The organism is Paenibacillus montanisoli, from assembly GCF_003268025.1.
Classification (GTDB): domain Bacteria; phylum Bacillota; class Bacilli; order Paenibacillales; family Paenibacillaceae; genus Paenibacillus_Z; species Paenibacillus_Z montanisoli.
Genome location: NZ_QLUW01000001.1, coordinates 1,122,508 through 1,137,758, shown reverse-complemented (window position 1 = coordinate 1,137,758; position 15,251 = coordinate 1,122,508). Strand labels below are relative to the sequence as shown.

Sequence of the window (15,251 nt, the reverse complement as noted above, 5' to 3'; positions counted from 1 at the left end):
TCATCGTATTAGTATATGCCGGAGAGTATGAGGTTGTCCGTCCATAAGTCCATAAGCCCGTGAATCGTATATAGTTTGTATCCCTTAATTGGCATCAAAAACGCCTGCATGCTTAACGCGGAACGAAACGTTCACCTCGAGTTCGTTCTCGCCTGGCAGGAAATTACCCTTGGACGCCGCTTTCTTCCATTCATTGTTATGGTAGCGGTACAGCGTCTCTTCAAAATTAAACAAGTCGACTTTCTTGCGGATTCCGGCCACATAGGCCTGCCTGATTTCGTCTTCGATCCGTTTGCGGACCTTCCCTTCGATTTGGGACACCGTCTGATTCCCTCCTTGCTCGATCAGCTGCCCTTTCGCTTGGATTAGAAGGACATATTTCATCCCCTTCTTAGCCGCTATGACCTTCTTCTTTGCCTTCAAGTCCAAAATCGACACGACGGACGTGTTTTGCGCTTCGTCTTGTACCGTATAATGCGCCTTCTGGAAGCGCTCGCTCACCCATCTTGTCCCTAATGCTTCCTTGATCGTAAAATAAGCCATCTCCTTCTTCATTTTGAAGGCGAATACGCCGTCAAACTGCTGGACAGGGATCTGCGCCGCATTTTCATGCCAAACCGCTTTCGTCACGCTTACGCTCGGAAGCAGGGCGGTTACCGCGTTTTCATTGTAATCCGCTACGAATTTCAGCATCGAAATCGGGGCCATCGTGCTGTTATGTTTTACCGCAGCAAGCGGATTGAAAATCAAGCTATACATCTGAGAGAGCTTAAAAAACGAGCTTGAGGTCATCAGGTCGATTATGCTTCCGCGCGTACCGTACATCCAAATCGTATATCGGGTCACCCGTACCCGGTTGACCGCATCCAAAATTTCATTCATCTTGGTCATGGCAGGCTCGCGGATGATGACGACCTTCAATTGATCGAAATTTAGCGTGCTCTGGGTCGTAACCGCGATTTGATTGGTCGCGGCATTGATGCTATTGCCCTTGCCGATTCCGATCCATACGGAAGGCTTGGTTGTTTTCGGGCTCTCGGTCTTTGCGATCGAGGAGAAATCCATCAATTGGACGTTCACGACATACTTGCCTTCCTGATAATCGATGCCCATCGCCGTAACAAAGGATTGTCCGCTGAGGTCGGTCGTATCTCCGCAGCCGCCTAGAATAACCGCCACCGCCGCCGCCAGCAGCAGCGTTAGCCCTATTTTCAGGCTTCTCATGGCACTCTGCGCTTGACGCGGTATTTCCACGGCAGCTGCCACACGGCCGTCAACATCTTTTTAAACTCGAAAGGAGCAAGCGGCTTCATGAACGGCAGGCCGAACGACTCCAGCGTGCATAAGTAGAGCAAGACTCCGAAGAGAGCGAGAAAGAAGCCGAACAGCCCAAGAAAAGCGGCGGCAAACATAATGAAGAACCGGAACACCGTGACGGAACCGTTAAGTGACTGATTCACCAGGGTGAAGGTAGACACCGCGGTCACGGCCGTGATGACAAGCATCGTTGGTGAAGTAAGTCCAGCTCGTATCGCTGCGTCGCCGACGATAAGTCCGCCGACGACGGTGACGGTCTGCCCGACCGCTCTCGGCAGACGGACACCTGCCTCCCGGAATATTTCAAACATGACCATCATGATAATCAGCTCCATCTGCGGACTTAGAGGCAGCCCAATGCGCGACATCGTTATGGTCGCAAGCAGCGCGAACGGGAGCTGGTCGTTGTTGAACGCCAACAGCCCAAGATAGAAGCCGGGAAGCATACCGGCAAACAAGAAACTGATCAGCCGCAGCGTCCGCTCGAAGGCGACAAAATAAAAGGGCTGGTACGCATCCTCCGGGGATTTGACAAGCAACGAAATGTTAACCGGCGCGATTAGCGCTGCCGGGCTGCCGTCAACCAGAATCGCGAAGCGGCCGTTCATCAGCGACTGCACGACAAAGTCCGGCCGGCCGACATAATCGAGAAGCGGCACAAGCGCAAGCGACCGATCCGTGATGATCTCCTCCAGCTCGCCCGCACCGTGAAGCACCGCGATCTCGATTCCGTTCAGCCTTCTCCTCGCTTCCTTCACGGCCGCTTCAGACGTTATGCCGTTCATGGAAAGCAGCGCGATCGTGGTCTGCGATTCCGATCCGATCGTAAACCACTCCAGCCGCATTTTCGGCGTACGCAGCCGTTTGCGGATCAGCGCAATATTGGTTTCAATATCTTCGACGAATCCGTCGCGCGGCCCTTTGATTGCCAGTTCCAGCGTAGATTCTTCAATGCTTCTGCTGGGCTGATTGGAGCAATCCACCGCATAGAACCGCCCATTCTCCTGCTTCCAGAGCACGATCTGGCCGGAGAACAGCATATTGAACAGCACTTTCCCCTCTTCGCCCGGGTCCAAGCTGGTAATCAGCGGGCTCGACTCGGGATCCAGCCTTATCCCGCCGATGCCGTCGCTGTCCTCCAGCAAGGTTTGCAACAGGTGAAAATCGACCGTGCCGACGCAATACCAGATCGTATAATGCTCTTGTTTGTCGGAGCCTTCCTTTCCGCGTTGCAGATAACGCACTTCCACGTCACCGCAGCCGCGGACAGCTTCGTGAAGCCAATCACAGGTTATTGTCGGATTTGGCTGCTCCGGCATCTTGCCCTTGCTTCGGATTCTCATACAACACCCCCTCCTTCGGAACGCCCGTGAACGATAACAGCCAGATGCAAGTCGACACGAAGATGATGATGATCAACTCGATAATAAACGCGGTTTCGAAAAAAAGGGCCTGCGATAACCGTATGTTTGTAAGCAGATACGTGGCGGTCACGATAAACAGCAGGCTGATCAGGAGGATAAAAATAGCCCGCGCTTTCGGCTTCCGCAGCGGAATCAGTTCGACCACGAGCGTCAAGCCGAGTGATGTCCGGATTACGGCTCCGGATAGCCACTGATAAATGGCGAAGAAATCGACATGCTCGATATACTTGCCGATCTTTACGAGGCGCCACTGATCAAATGCCGGATAGAGCAGCTTATCCGCTTCCGCAGGTCCGAACTCCGTTAAGGCACCGATTGTAGGTCCCAGCATCAGAAGCGCAATGAAAGCAAGCTGCAGCTGTAGCTGCCAATGCTTGATCGGACGGCTGAGATGATGCTGGAAGAACAGCAGCAACCACAATTCCGTCATGCAGCTGATTGCGTAGACAGCGCCTTGCAGCGGCTTGTTCCATCCGTGCTCGAGCATCGGCAGCAGCTGCGCGTAGTCTTTGTACGGCATATTTGCGCTCATGACGAAATCGCCGAGGATAACGACCATCGGAAGCAGCAGGCAGGACAAATAAGCGATTGCCCTCAGCCCGCTATAAGATGCGAACCCGATCAACGTCATCAAACAGATCATGACGACTACCTGAGGCGTTTGCGGCAAATACGTAAACGAAGTCCAAGACGTCGTTGTAATAAACGTTTGAAAGCTCGTATGCAGCAAGAGTACGATGATCGGCAAAATCAACAGCCAAGCGCCGAAAGGAGTGAGCCGCTTCCGCAGCCACTGCCGCAAATCGATTTGCTTCGTCCGTTTCATCGTCCCGGTGACAAAGACAGCGGTCCAAGGCATGACAACGGCAAAGGCGATGATGCCGCACATCCATGCGTCCCTGCCGCTTACATCCAAGACGGTCGGCAGCACGAGCACATGGGATGAAAGTCCGAACGATAGCGTCAGCATCATGAAAACCGGCCAGAAGCTAAGCGACTTTTCATTCATGACTCAGCGGTCCCTCCTTCCATTTCGGCATAGTTTTACCAATTTGAACGCAAAAAAACCGGCCGCCGCCGATTAGGAAATCGGGGCGACCGGTCTATGCCGGGCGGGAATGGCGCCAGTTAAGCGATGACGCCTTTCTTAAGAATAATGTTCGCATACAAGGCGCTTTCGCTGGTTGCGATGATCGCATACGCGTTACGCGCACGTTTATAGAACTCGAACCGCTCCACTTGCTCGAACGTATCGGACTTACCGGTACGCTCGCGGATAATCGTCTCGAACGTATCCCAAATCGGCGTCTCCGATTTGTCGCCAGGAACGACCTGCATCAGCGATACCGGTTTCTCCACGTATTGGTCGAGCGGGAACAGGTGCAGGATCGCATCCAGCAATTCAGGAACCTGATGACCGTCGCAGCGGACGAGACGCTGCGCGTGGCTGGCCGCAGGGAAGTTGCCGTCGCCGATGACGATTTCGTCGCCGTGGCCCATTTCCATTAGAATCTTTAGCAGTTCGGGAGAAATGATATTCGGAATCCCGTGAAGCATGCTTACCCCTCCATCATGAGTGCGTTATTTATTCAGCGGCCCGAAATTAGAATTACAGCCAACATTAAATTAACAATGAAACCGTTTACTGTCAATTGGTTGGCCTTACTGAGATTCGTCCGCTCGAACGTCATTTACGGCATCGCTAAACCCGATATCGTCGAGCATCACTTTCCCTTTGCTGCTCGTGAAATAGAACGTTACGCGAGACAGCTCGGCAGCCTCGAAGTCCGGGTTAGCGGCTTCGAATCGCTCGAGAGGCAAGCTGTACGTTTGAAAGACCGCTTCCGTAGGCACTTTATATTTGCCGTTCTTAACCTTCTTCTCCATCCACGGGAACCAGGTGAACGTCGTGTACGGCAGCGGAGTCACCGCTTTGAACATCGAGAGCGGCAAGCGAACGGCCGCACCGTCCCTGCTCTGCAGCTCGACCTCTATAGCCGGCAGCGGTATTGGGCCTTCATCAGTGCCGGCATCCTGTTTCTCCACTAGCGCCCGCTCTAGATTCGTCATCGAGAATAGCAGCTGCTGGCCCTCTCCCCGAAGTTTATCGCGCCATGCTTCGGACAGCTCAAGCGTGTAGCTGCCATCTCCCTGCTTCCACTGCAGCGCCACGCCGCGGCTGCCTTTGTCATTGTTGTCGCGGTCTTTGGCAGCCTCCTCCGTCCATTGCAGATGTTCGGCTTTTGCCTCAGCGCCGCTGCTTAGCGTCTCTTTCCTGTAATCTTCTTCGGCGCGAGCCAGCGGTATGAAGCTGCCATCCTCGTAGCGGTTCATATAGGTTGCCTCCGGAAGCCAAGAGGCGCCTGTCCGGTAATCGGCGAACAACGGCTGATATTCCTTCTTCCCGTGCAGTGCCGCCTCGAGAAACGCGCTGACATAGACTTCGGCAACCTGGCGCTGATCCTCCGCAGGCATCATGTCGCTGTTGCGAAGCAGCAAGCCGCCGGGCAAGCTGTCGTCCATCGTGCCCCAATCCGTGTTAAACCGGCTATGATTCGCTTCGCCGATGTAGAGCGTCGCTTTGAAGCGCTCCGAATCCGGCGAGAACGATGAACGGATATATTGGCGTTCGCCGTTAAACGTATCCACATCCCCATCGCTTGCGCCCTGCAGGGACAGATAATACTTATCGCGAAGCTGAGGCTTCTTCTTATCGACGTTGGTATCCGTCGGCGCAATGCCGATCACGGCTTGAATGCCGATGCCTTTAAGGCCGGTCAGCGATTTGTCGTCCGCGAACCATTTCGTCCAATCGGCCGCCATCGCTACCGCCTGTCCGCCTCGGGAATGGCCGATCAACGCTACCTTTTGCAGATCAACCGATTGATAAAACGGATTGCCCTGCTGCTCGCTATATGCCGTAATCTGCTGCAGATGTTTGAGCAGCATCCAAGCCCGGACTTTAAAATCGTTATTCGGAATGTTCCCCCAGACCGAATAGTTCAGGAAGTTCTCATCTACCGATACAGCGATGAATCCTCTGCTGGCCAGCAGCTCGCCTAGGTAGGCATAGCCTCCGTCCGAGAATTGCTCCATCAGATGATTGCCATGCACCAGGAGAACGAGCGGATATTTCCCTTTTTCCTCGGGCATCCATACGCGGCCGTTCACGGGAAGCTCCTCCTGATCAAAGCCCCAGAAAAACGAACGCATCCAGTTCCAGCGTTTGATATACGCCGACGCGTCTACTGAGTTGGAGGTCAGCATAACGTTCGAACCATATTCGTCGCGTCTCGTATCGATTCCGCTGCCATAGGTAAAACTACGCACACGGAACAGTCCGCGCTCCGAAGGATCGTCTGCATCGAGCAGCTCCACCTCTTCGGCAGGCTGATCCGCCGCATCCGCCAAAGCTGCCGCCGGAACGGCTTGCGGTTGATTCATCGGCCATTTGTTGAACGAAAGTCCGGATAAGGTTACGGCAACGATTACCGTGAACTTCACTAGCAGCCCTGCCCGCTTGCTAGCCAGCGTGCCGATGACCAGTCCGACCGCCGCCCCAATCAGAGCCATGCAAGCTGCCAATATGATCGATAGCGGATTGCCAATATTCGTTTCGTCGCAGACATACCAGATCAGCGCACCAGTACTCAAGTAAAAAGCAAGAGTAAGTCGAGGTAAAGGAACATAGCACAGAGTCAGCGCATACGCGCCGATGATCCCTGCCGCACCAGTAACGATCGTGCCGAGCAGAACCGCGACGGTGCAATCGAACAATACCCCAATCCCAGTCGGCATGCCAAGCGCAGCAATCATGAGTACTGAGCTGCACGCGACCCACAGCCCGATTATCGCAAACCGCCAAAGCGGCGTATCATAGTGAAAGGTTTGTTTTCCCCGTTCGAGCAGCCAGCCCGCTAGCCTCTTCCAGAACGGCTCTCGCGCAGGCGGCTCCTGCATTGGCGTAATGAGTTCCAGTTCCATGTTAGGCTCCCCAGTTTAATACGTCTTTGACTCGATTATACGCCCCTAATCGCGCGCAACCAACAACTATTTGTTGTCACTTTCAGATTCGAACCTCACGATGATCGATAGAATTTCGCTCCGGCTCCCGATTCGAATCGGCGGCCCCCATGTACCGAACCCCGATGATACAAAAGCATGCAGACGCCCCTTGAGCAAGTAACCGTAATCAAGCTCGAAGATCCGCTTAGTTACCAAGTGATTCGGCGCCATCTGGCCCCGATGCGTATGGCCGTGGACGGACAGATCAACGCCCGCATCCGCAATTTCGGCAATCGCTGCCGGCTGATGATCCATGAGGATAATCGGCAGCTCGCCGTTTAGACCGGCAACAAGCTCCGCTGCCTTTTTCCGGCCCCGGTCCGTCTTATCCTTTCGCCCGATTAAGTACACTTGATCGGCGATCGTTACGGTCTCGTCCAACAGAACCGGAATACCGACCTCCTTCATAGCCCGAACAAATTCGGTGATGCCGCCGCCATAATATTCATGGTTGCCAAGTATCGCGTACGTACCGTAGGTCGCTTTGATCTCCGCAAGCTTACGGGCGTAGCCGTGTTTAATGAAAGGCGTAACATCATCATCGAGCACATCGCCCGGCAGCAGCATCAAATCCGGCTGCAGTTCATTGACGCGATCGACAAGCCGCTGCAGATGGCGACGGCCCACCGTCGTACCCAGATGCAGGTCGGACGCGGCTGCAATGCTCAGCTGTCTGATTCCGACAGCAGACTTTGGAATATTCACTTCATAACTGCGAACGACCGGACTCCACGCGTTATGGGAACCTTTTACCAATAGCACCGAAAAAGCCGCGATGACCGCAACGCCCGTCCACAGAATCGATTCGCGATGAGAGAGCAAAGCTGCTTCGCGAAGCACCCAAGCCGCCAGATCTGCAAACGGAAGAAGAAGTACGCTGTATTGGATAATCGCGATCCAGTATGAGCCGATCCATTTCAAGCCGTCCGCCGCTGCTCTCGGCAGTACCCTGCGCAGCATACGCGCAAGGAGATAACCGAGTGATACCACGCTGAATACCGGCCAGAACAGGCCTCCCGGAACATGCCAGCCAGCCGCCGCAATAAACAAATCGACATGCCAGCCGATATACACCTGCAAGAGTAAAAATACCGCTAGTATAATGAAGAATCTGAGTGCCATAATACCTCCTGCCTGCCCGCTTCGGAGCGTAGAAATAACTCTTTCATTAGTATAGCGATTTCAAACGTAAATAGCGATTTTGCTAGAGTCGCCGCACAGCAAAAAACCGGCCAAGCGCTGCTGGGGGCACGCGCCGGGCCGGGTGGAACCTTCTTCATGTGAAATTATTGCTTGCGGAACAGTCTAGGCGGCAAACCGAACCTTTTCTTGAACGCCCGCTCGAAATGCGGAAGCGTATTGAAACCGGAAGCGAAACAAATCTCCGTGACCGGCAGCTGCGTCGTCTTGAGCAGCGACTTGGCAAACTGCAAGCGAAGCTCCTGTACATAGCTTTGGAAGGTAGTGCCTGTTCCTTTGCGGAAACACTCGCTGAAATAGTTGGCGGACAGTCCGCAGTAAGACGCTACTTCCTCAAGCGGAATCGCTTCACGGAAGTGATGCTGGATGTAGATGAGCGCTTTGCGCACGGACGATTGAACCGGCTGCATCAAATCCGGCGTCGACGCCTGAGCCGCTTGCCCCGTCCCCTTGCATTTGCGGGACAGGTCAATGAGCAGCCTCTCCACGCTGCCCTGGATGAGCAGATCGCTTCCCGCTTGCCAGTGCAGCGTTTCATCCCAAATTCGCTCATACTCGCGCTCGATCGTTTCGATCTCATCGCCTAAATACCAATACGCGTGCTCGGTGTTCTGGCCGAAGAGGAGCTCGAAGAGCGGCTCGCGAATGAATTGCTCCTTGAAGATAAAATCGTACAGCTGCAGCGTCTCCCCTGGATCTGACTTCAAGCTGTGAAAGTCAGCCGGCGTCAGCAGAAAGGCCGAGCCTCTCGTCAACCGCGAAGGGACGCCGTTAAGCACATGCGTGCCGCTGCCCGACACGACGAAGCCCATTTCGAAAAACTCGTGCCAATGCGTGTCGATCAGTCCGTCTATGGAATGCTTGAACAAACGGAAGGGAGCGGACAATGTCATATAGCTGTCATTTAATAATCGTTCCGGACCTTTATAGACGCTCATCTCACTTCACCTTTCGCCTGCTGCGGAATTTGTATTCACTAATTATGCGTATTATACGTTAACGAAGTTGCTTCCTGCTATATCTTTACCGCGGGCCAGCCAAATTTTATGATTGGCGTTCTTCTCCGGGATGACGCGCGCTTCCGTCGAGAAATAACGCATCGTGTATCCGCAGCGGCGGTACGGGCTCTTGTTTGGCGTTGCGCCGTGAATGATCCGCGAATCGTGAATCGAGCACTCGCCAGGCTCCAGTTCGAAGTAGACCGCATCGGATTCGTCGATGTTTTTGATCTGCGTCGTGAAGATCGTATCGTCGGTATCGATATTCTCGTAATCCGAGAAGCCGTTATTGTGCGTGCCCGGAATGACGCGCATGCAGCCGTTTTCCTTCCAGCTGCGGTCAATCGCCAGCCATACCGTTGCGATCTTGTCGTAACGGGACAAGCGGCCGTTCCAATACGCGGAATCTTCATGCCAAGGCGTCTTTTTGCCAATGAGCGGCTCCTTGCAGATGAAGTGGCTCGACCACAAGCCAATGTTGGGCCCGATGATCGGCTCGACCAAATCCAGCACCTCGTCGCTGAGCAAGAACTTCAGCAGGCGCTCGTCCCGGAAGTGAGGCGTGTCAAGCTCGCTGTTCAAGCGGCGGCCGACCAACTCCCACTGCTCCTCGAAAATGGCCGATAGCTCCGCTTGCTTCTCCGCGCTGAACAGCTGTTTCTTATACAGCGTATATCCGTTTTTATTGTAAAAATCCACTTCTGACTGTGTTAATCGACCGTTTGCGATGTTCGACATGACGGCGCCTCCTAAGCATTATCATTCGTAATTTCGTGGTTTTCGGTATGCTCTTATTATGGCTTAAGCGATTGCCATTTAGCTTCGCATCTTTACCGAAAAACTATGCATATCTTCGGGTGTCACAAAAGAGCCGCATTGCCAAAAGGCAGCGCGGCTCTTCTTGCAGTTACTAATGATAGAAAAATTCGGTCGTCTCGACGCCGCACGGGCCGCCATCCGGGTTGCCCTCCAAAATGACTTCCGTGCCGTCGGATTTAAAAAGCGGATTGTAATGCATGTTGATCTTGGCAGCCGAAGAGTTGGCATAATGGCAAATAAACGCCCGGCGGAATTGGTCCTTCGTCTTATTCCGGTACGAACCGTGAATCAGATTGCCGTTGAAGAACAGCACGTCGCCTTTATCCATAATGACCGGCTTGACGACGCCGTCCTTCGGCGGCTTCACGTAATGAGTCGTGAAAGACTCATTCGTATCGGCTTTGTCCGGACAAGAAATTTCGTGTTCATGGGTTTTCGGCACGACGAGCAAGCCGCCGTTATCCTCGTACGCTTCATCAATGGCCGTCCAAGCGGCAATGCAGTTGCCCGGCTCAACCTGCAAATAGAAATTATCCTGGTGCAGCGCTTGGCCGCGCGAGCCCGGCGGCTTGTAGTAGAACATGCTTTGCGCCGCGTAGGCTTCTTCACCGTACAGGTCGGCAAGAATTTCCATAACCGGCTGATGCAGCATGTATTTCATGGACGTATCGTTGAAGCGATGCGGATGCATGACGCGCGGATAACGCTGCAGCGGATCGCTTCCGTCAGCCTCTAGATTGGGCTCGAAATAGCCTGGAATCGTTTCATAGCTCATCTTGTCAAAGGTCTCGACGATTTCTTCTATATTCGAAGGCGAGAACAGACCCTTCACGATGAGATACCCTTCCGTATCGAATTGCATCTTCTGTTCTTCCGTGAGAACACGCAGCGTTTGTGGCATATCGCTTCCTCCTACCATACTTGTTGATTCTACTCTAGGAATACCTTTATTGTAGGTAATTCGATGCTGCCCGTGAAGTAAGAATGTTGCTAATTACTCCTACAATCCTGCTATAATGGTATGCAAATGAGATGGAATCGGGAGCGTGTCAGGCATGAGCATGAAAGGCAGGGATCTGCCCTCCTATGTAAAGCAACAAGGCGGAAACATCGTCATAGCGGGTCATTTCCATGAGCCGGAACAATACACCGTCAAACGTCTGGAGGGAATGAGCGATTGGTTGATCACCTATACGCTTGCAGGTGACGGGTATTTTCTAATCGACGGAGAGGAACGATTCTGCCAGACCGGCGACGTGACGCTGATGCAGCCCGGCGTGCCCCATCAATACGGTACCCGCAAGGGAAGCAGCTGGCACTTCCTCTGGGCGCATTTCACGTCGCGGTTCATGGAAACGAGCTTGCTCCCGAACGCGAAGCTGCTCATTCATTCGACCGACAGCAACGTAGCGAGGCAGCGGATCTTCCAGTCGTTCAGCCGCCTGGTCTCCGATTCGATCGAACGGAGCGCTTATTGGAACGAGCTGTGCGAGAATACGATGCGGGAGATTCTGCTGTTGCTCGCGCAGCGGCTGTCGAGGCAGGTCGATCCGCGCATCGAGGAAATCCGGCATCTGCTCTCCTCGCGCATGCAGGATCCGATCCGGATCGATGAGCTCGCCAAGGCGGTCGGCTTGTCGCCGTCAAGGCTTTCTCATTTGTACAAAGAATCGACCGGCTCGTCGATTGTCGACTCGCTAAACGACATGCGCATCCACCAAGCCGCGCTGCTGCTTGAGCACACCGACCGCCAAGCCTCCGAGGTCGCGCTCGATGTCGGCTTTCAGAATTACAACCACTTCGCCAATCAGTTTCGCAAGCGGCATGGCGTGAACCCGCGCGCCTACAAGCATCGCGGGCAATGAACGGATCGAGGGCGGTATCCGGATCAGACCGGACACCGCCCTTGTCGACTTGCATTTAACGCTCGCAGGCAATGCCGTCCTTGTCGCCATCGAGCTTGGTGCTGTAGCCGGGATCGCTTTTACGCAGCGGCGCCTTGCCCGCCGCCTTCACTTCCGCGCAGCTGCGATAAATGACTCCATCCGGCTGCGCTGCGACCGGCGCATCCGATGCTTCCGTTCCGTCTGCCGTCCCGTTCACCTTCAGCGCATCCTCGGCAATGATCGGCGTAATCGCCTCAAAGCCTTCCGTATCGTCCCACATCGCTTGAAATTGCTCGGCGAACGACTTGGCGACCTCGCTGTTTCGCAGCACCATCAACACCTCATCGTTGTCCGTGCTTGCCGATTTCGAATAATTGAACGAGCCCGTAGTCGCGTTCTCGCCGTCCGCAATCGTCATTTTCAAATGCATCAGCCCGCTGTGTTTGTTTACCTTCATCGGAATGCCGGCGCTGCCCAGCAGCTTGAGCGCTTCCTTCTGCGTCTTGCCTCTAGCTTGCGTACGGTCCGTAATAAGGCGTACCTTCACGCCCCGCTTCTTCGCCTTCTTGATCGCATCGACGATGTCCGGCTTCGTTAGGCTGTAGATGGCAATATCGAGCGTGGTTTCGGCACCGTTAATAATACGGATTAGAAGCTGATCAGGATGGCCGCCATCCTGCGTAAACGCCCATTCCGCTTCGATGTCTTTCACGGCCGTCGTCTGCGATGAAGGAGAGGCATAGATGGAACATGCCGTCGCGCTAAAGACAACAAGAAGGACCGATAAGGCATAGTTGATCGCTTTCATGCTGATATCTCCCCGTGCTTTTCTTCCTAGTTTACCACGAAGCGGCAAAACTCAGCCAAGCGTCGGAAACAGCTGCAGGATATTGGGAGGATCGATTCCTAATTTCCTCAGCTATTACCCAAGCTTATTGATATCGCTGCTTTCTATCAGCGGAGTATGGTAGCCTTGCCGCGCGACTTTAATCATGGCTCGTCCGAGCTTATCGGAGGTCGTGACCGAATTTTTGAAGCCTCGCTCCAGCAGCGGAAAGAACGGCCTCATGACGTCGTAGATCGCTTGGTACAGCTTCGTCTTCGAACGAACCCCGTTCTTCGGCAAGATCGCGCCTGGCCTGAACATATAAGCCGCTTTAAAAGGCAGCTTCAGCAAGTCGTTCTCCGTCTTCCCTTTCACGCGCGCCCACATGCTGCGCCCGCGCTCCGTGCTGTCGGTGCCGCTGCCTGTCACATAAATGAACGTCATTTGCGGATTCAACCTCGCCAACACCTTTGCGATACTAAGCGTAAGATCGTAAGTGATCGCCGTATATCGCGCCTCGCTCATGCCGGCTGAGGAAATGCCAAGGCAGAAGAAACAAGCGTCAAAGCCCGTTAGCTGATCTTCAATGGCGGAAAGATCCAACAAATCGATATGCTTGATTTCATGCAGCTTCGCATGCTGCTGTCCGGTGATGCTGCGGCCGACGCCGGTGACCTTCGCCACTAGAGGATCTAGCAAACATTCCCGAAGGACGCTTTGCCCAACCATTCCGGTTGCGCCGAATAAAAGTACGTTCATGTAAAATCCACCTTCCGCATAACGCGTTCTTCATGGTTCATTCTCCCACGATAGCAAATTTGCCTGCATCTGAAAAGTCGACTTCAGCGCGCGCCCGACATAAGAAAAAGACCTCTGAATGCAATCAGAGGCCTGGGCTTCGAGAGGACCGGTTTACGGTTCCCGCAGCGTATAGGTGAATATCGCTACGCCGCTGTCCACCTTCCCATCCTGGACGGCGAGTGCCTTCACCGTGAACGTGCTGCCCGGCTTTCCGGTAATGACGACGCTGCCGCCGCTAAGGCTGTCGGTCGTTGGCGTCGACCCGTCCGTCGTGAAGTAGACATTCGAGCCTAGCGTCTGCGGCTGAAGCTGCAGCCTCGTGCCGTCTACCACCGCTGAGCCGCTTGGCAGACTCGGCGTCGGCGGCCTTACCTGCTGCTGCAAAATGTACTCAAAGGCCGCAACGAAGCTGGGCATCTTCCCGTTCTTCACCGCGATGGCTCTGACGAGGAATAGCGTTCCCGGGGCACCGGTCATTTTCACCTCGCCGTTTACGGCGATTGGACTGCTTCGCGTCGGCTCCGACCCGTCTGTCGTATAGTGAATCGCTGCTCCCGGCTCCGCGCTGCTCAGCTTCATGGTGCCGTTATTCGGCACTACCGTGCCGCTTGCCGTATCGGCAACCGGCTGCTCCAGCTGGCCTGGGAGGTTGAAATAGAAGATTTTCGTACGGCTGCGAGCCCTGCCTTCCTTCTCCGCGTAAGCTTCGATATAGAGCTGATCGTAAGGCTGACGCTCGAACGTGCCTGACGTGCCGATCATTTCAGCGGAAGTATAGACAAACCCCGGCCGATCCTTAAAGGCTCGGAAATGAATCGAAGCGCCCGGCGTATCGCTGTGCAGTCGCACCGTAGCGGTCGTTTGCGTCAGCAGCTCGTCGATCAATTCGGCGGTCGGATCGGCAACCGGCGTACCGATCGTATACTCGAAGGCGGAAACCGGGCTCGCAATCCAGCCGGCTCCCCGATTTTTGGAAATCGCTTTGACCGTTACCTTCTGCCCCAGTGCTCCCGAGACCTTTATGAAGCGGCCTTTGGTGCTGCTTGCCGTCGGTATCGAGCCGTCCGTCGTGTAGTAGTAATCTTCGTTGAAGGTGCCGTCATCGAGCAGCTCGACAATGGTAGCGTTCGCTAGCATCGTACCTGTCGGATAGTTCGCTCTCGGTGTCGGCGAAGTACCGTCAATGGTGTAAGTGAAGGTCGCGACGTCGCTGAACGCTTCGATTTTTTTATCGTCTTTGTAGAATGGTCCGTAATGGGTCACGGCTTTGATCGTAACGACGGCACCGTGAACTTGCTTCAGCAAGATGTTAGAGCTGTCGCGTCTGCTGGTTGAAAAATCGGGGATGCTTCCGTCCAACGTATATTCCGTATTTGCAAATGGGACGCGAGAGGCGATCGAAATGGAGCTTCCCCTCTTCACGGTCGAACCGCTGGGAACGTTTGCCGACGGCGGCGCCAGCTTGGTGGAAATCGGGTAGGTGAGAACGGCCGTCTCGCTTGTTTGCAAGCCCGCTTTAATGGTGACCGCTTTGATGACGAAGGTCTCTCCCGGCTCGCCTTCAACCGCAACGATGCGGCCGGAGGAGCTGGACAGGGTGGGATCGGCGCCGTCCGTTGTGTAGTGGATTTTCCCGCCTTGCGTGGAGGTTTGGAGCGAGATCTTCGTACCGAGCGTGACCGTCGTCCCGTTAGGAAAGGTAGGAACCGGTTTCGAAGCGCGGGTATTCATCGGCGGAGTTGTTTGCTGAGGCGTAACAGGTGTGGTCGGATCGGGTGCCGCGTAGACGATGCTCGAGAAGCACATGATGGAAATCATGATCAGCAGCAAGCTGAGCTTTGATTTGCTCGGTCTCATCGCGTTTGACCTCCTTCGCAATTTTGAAAACGGATACAGAAACGCTCATGTACCTTCT

Annotated in this window: 13 protein-coding genes; 1 reads left to right on the top strand and 12 read right to left on the bottom strand. The window is 54.3% G+C overall.

Going from position 1 to position 15,251, the window contains the following annotated elements; translation table 11 throughout:
* Positions 1 to 84: 84 nt before the first annotated feature.
* From DL346_RS04940 to DL346_RS04900, 9 genes are all read right to left on the bottom strand, one after another.
* Positions 85 to 1,224: a Ger(x)C family spore germination protein gene (locus DL346_RS04940; protein ID WP_112880929.1), complete on the bottom strand. Its 1,140-nt coding sequence runs from the start codon at positions 1,222 to 1,224 to the stop codon at positions 85 to 87.
* Positions 1,221 to 2,660 carry a spore germination protein gene (locus DL346_RS04935; RefSeq protein WP_112880928.1) on the bottom strand — a complete coding sequence of 480 codons (1,440 nt, stop codon included), beginning with the start codon at positions 2,658 to 2,660 and terminating at the stop codon, positions 1,221 to 1,223. Before DL346_RS04935 ends, DL346_RS04940 begins: the two co-directional genes overlap by 4 nt.
* Entirely contained in the window at positions 2,602 to 3,750 is a 1,149-nt protein-coding gene (locus DL346_RS04930; protein ID WP_112880927.1) for a GerAB/ArcD/ProY family transporter, read from the bottom strand. The genes DL346_RS04935 and DL346_RS04930 overlap by 59 nt, the downstream gene beginning before the upstream one ends.
* Before the next feature lie 119 nt (positions 3,751 to 3,869).
* Entirely contained in the window at positions 3,870 to 4,298 is a 429-nt protein-coding gene (locus DL346_RS04925) for an RbsD/FucU family protein (RefSeq protein WP_112880926.1), read from the bottom strand.
* Positions 4,299 to 4,403: 105 nt separating this feature from the next.
* Positions 4,404 to 6,725, bottom strand: coding sequence for an alpha/beta hydrolase (locus DL346_RS04920; RefSeq protein ID WP_112880925.1), 2,322 nt, complete (start codon positions 6,723 to 6,725; stop codon positions 4,404 to 4,406).
* Positions 6,726 to 6,791: 66 nt separating this feature from the next.
* Positions 6,792 to 7,928, bottom strand: coding sequence for a metallophosphoesterase (locus DL346_RS04915; protein WP_112880924.1), 1,137 nt, complete (start codon positions 7,926 to 7,928; stop codon positions 6,792 to 6,794).
* A gap of 164 nt (positions 7,929 to 8,092) precedes the next feature.
* A complete protein-coding gene (locus DL346_RS04910; protein WP_112880923.1) occupies positions 8,093 to 8,944 on the bottom strand; it encodes a helix-turn-helix domain-containing protein in 852 nt (283 codons plus the stop codon).
* A 51-nt stretch (positions 8,945 to 8,995) separates the two neighbouring features.
* On the bottom strand, positions 8,996 to 9,742 hold the full coding sequence (locus DL346_RS04905) for a phytanoyl-CoA dioxygenase family protein (RefSeq protein ID WP_112880922.1): 747 nt from the start codon (positions 9,740 to 9,742) through the stop codon (positions 8,996 to 8,998).
* Between the two features lie 172 nt (positions 9,743 to 9,914).
* Positions 9,915 to 10,724 (bottom strand): phytanoyl-CoA dioxygenase family protein, encoded by an 810-nt coding sequence (locus DL346_RS04900; protein ID WP_112880921.1) that lies wholly within the window; start codon positions 10,722 to 10,724, stop codon positions 9,915 to 9,917.
* Positions 10,725 to 10,878: 154 nt separating this feature from the next.
* Between DL346_RS04900 and DL346_RS04895 the strand changes: the two genes are divergently transcribed.
* A complete protein-coding gene (locus tag DL346_RS04895) occupies positions 10,879 to 11,688 on the top strand; it encodes a helix-turn-helix domain-containing protein (RefSeq protein ID WP_240633031.1) in 810 nt (269 codons plus the stop codon).
* Between the two features lie 55 nt (positions 11,689 to 11,743).
* Here the strand turns inward: DL346_RS04895 and DL346_RS04890 are convergent, their stop codons facing one another.
* The 3 genes from DL346_RS04890 to DL346_RS04880 form a co-directional block, all read right to left on the bottom strand.
* Complete coding sequence (locus DL346_RS04890; RefSeq protein WP_112880920.1) at positions 11,744 to 12,517, bottom strand: phospholipase D-like domain-containing protein; 774 nt, start codon at positions 12,515 to 12,517, stop codon at positions 11,744 to 11,746.
* 114 nt (positions 12,518 to 12,631) lie between these two features.
* Entirely contained in the window at positions 12,632 to 13,294 is a 663-nt protein-coding gene (locus DL346_RS04885; RefSeq protein WP_112880919.1) for an NAD-dependent epimerase/dehydratase family protein, read from the bottom strand.
* A 153-nt stretch (positions 13,295 to 13,447) separates the two neighbouring features.
* Complete coding sequence (locus DL346_RS04880; RefSeq protein WP_112880918.1) at positions 13,448 to 15,193, bottom strand: chitobiase/beta-hexosaminidase C-terminal domain-containing protein; 1,746 nt, start codon at positions 15,191 to 15,193, stop codon at positions 13,448 to 13,450.
* Between the last annotated feature and the right edge of the window lie 58 nt (positions 15,194 to 15,251).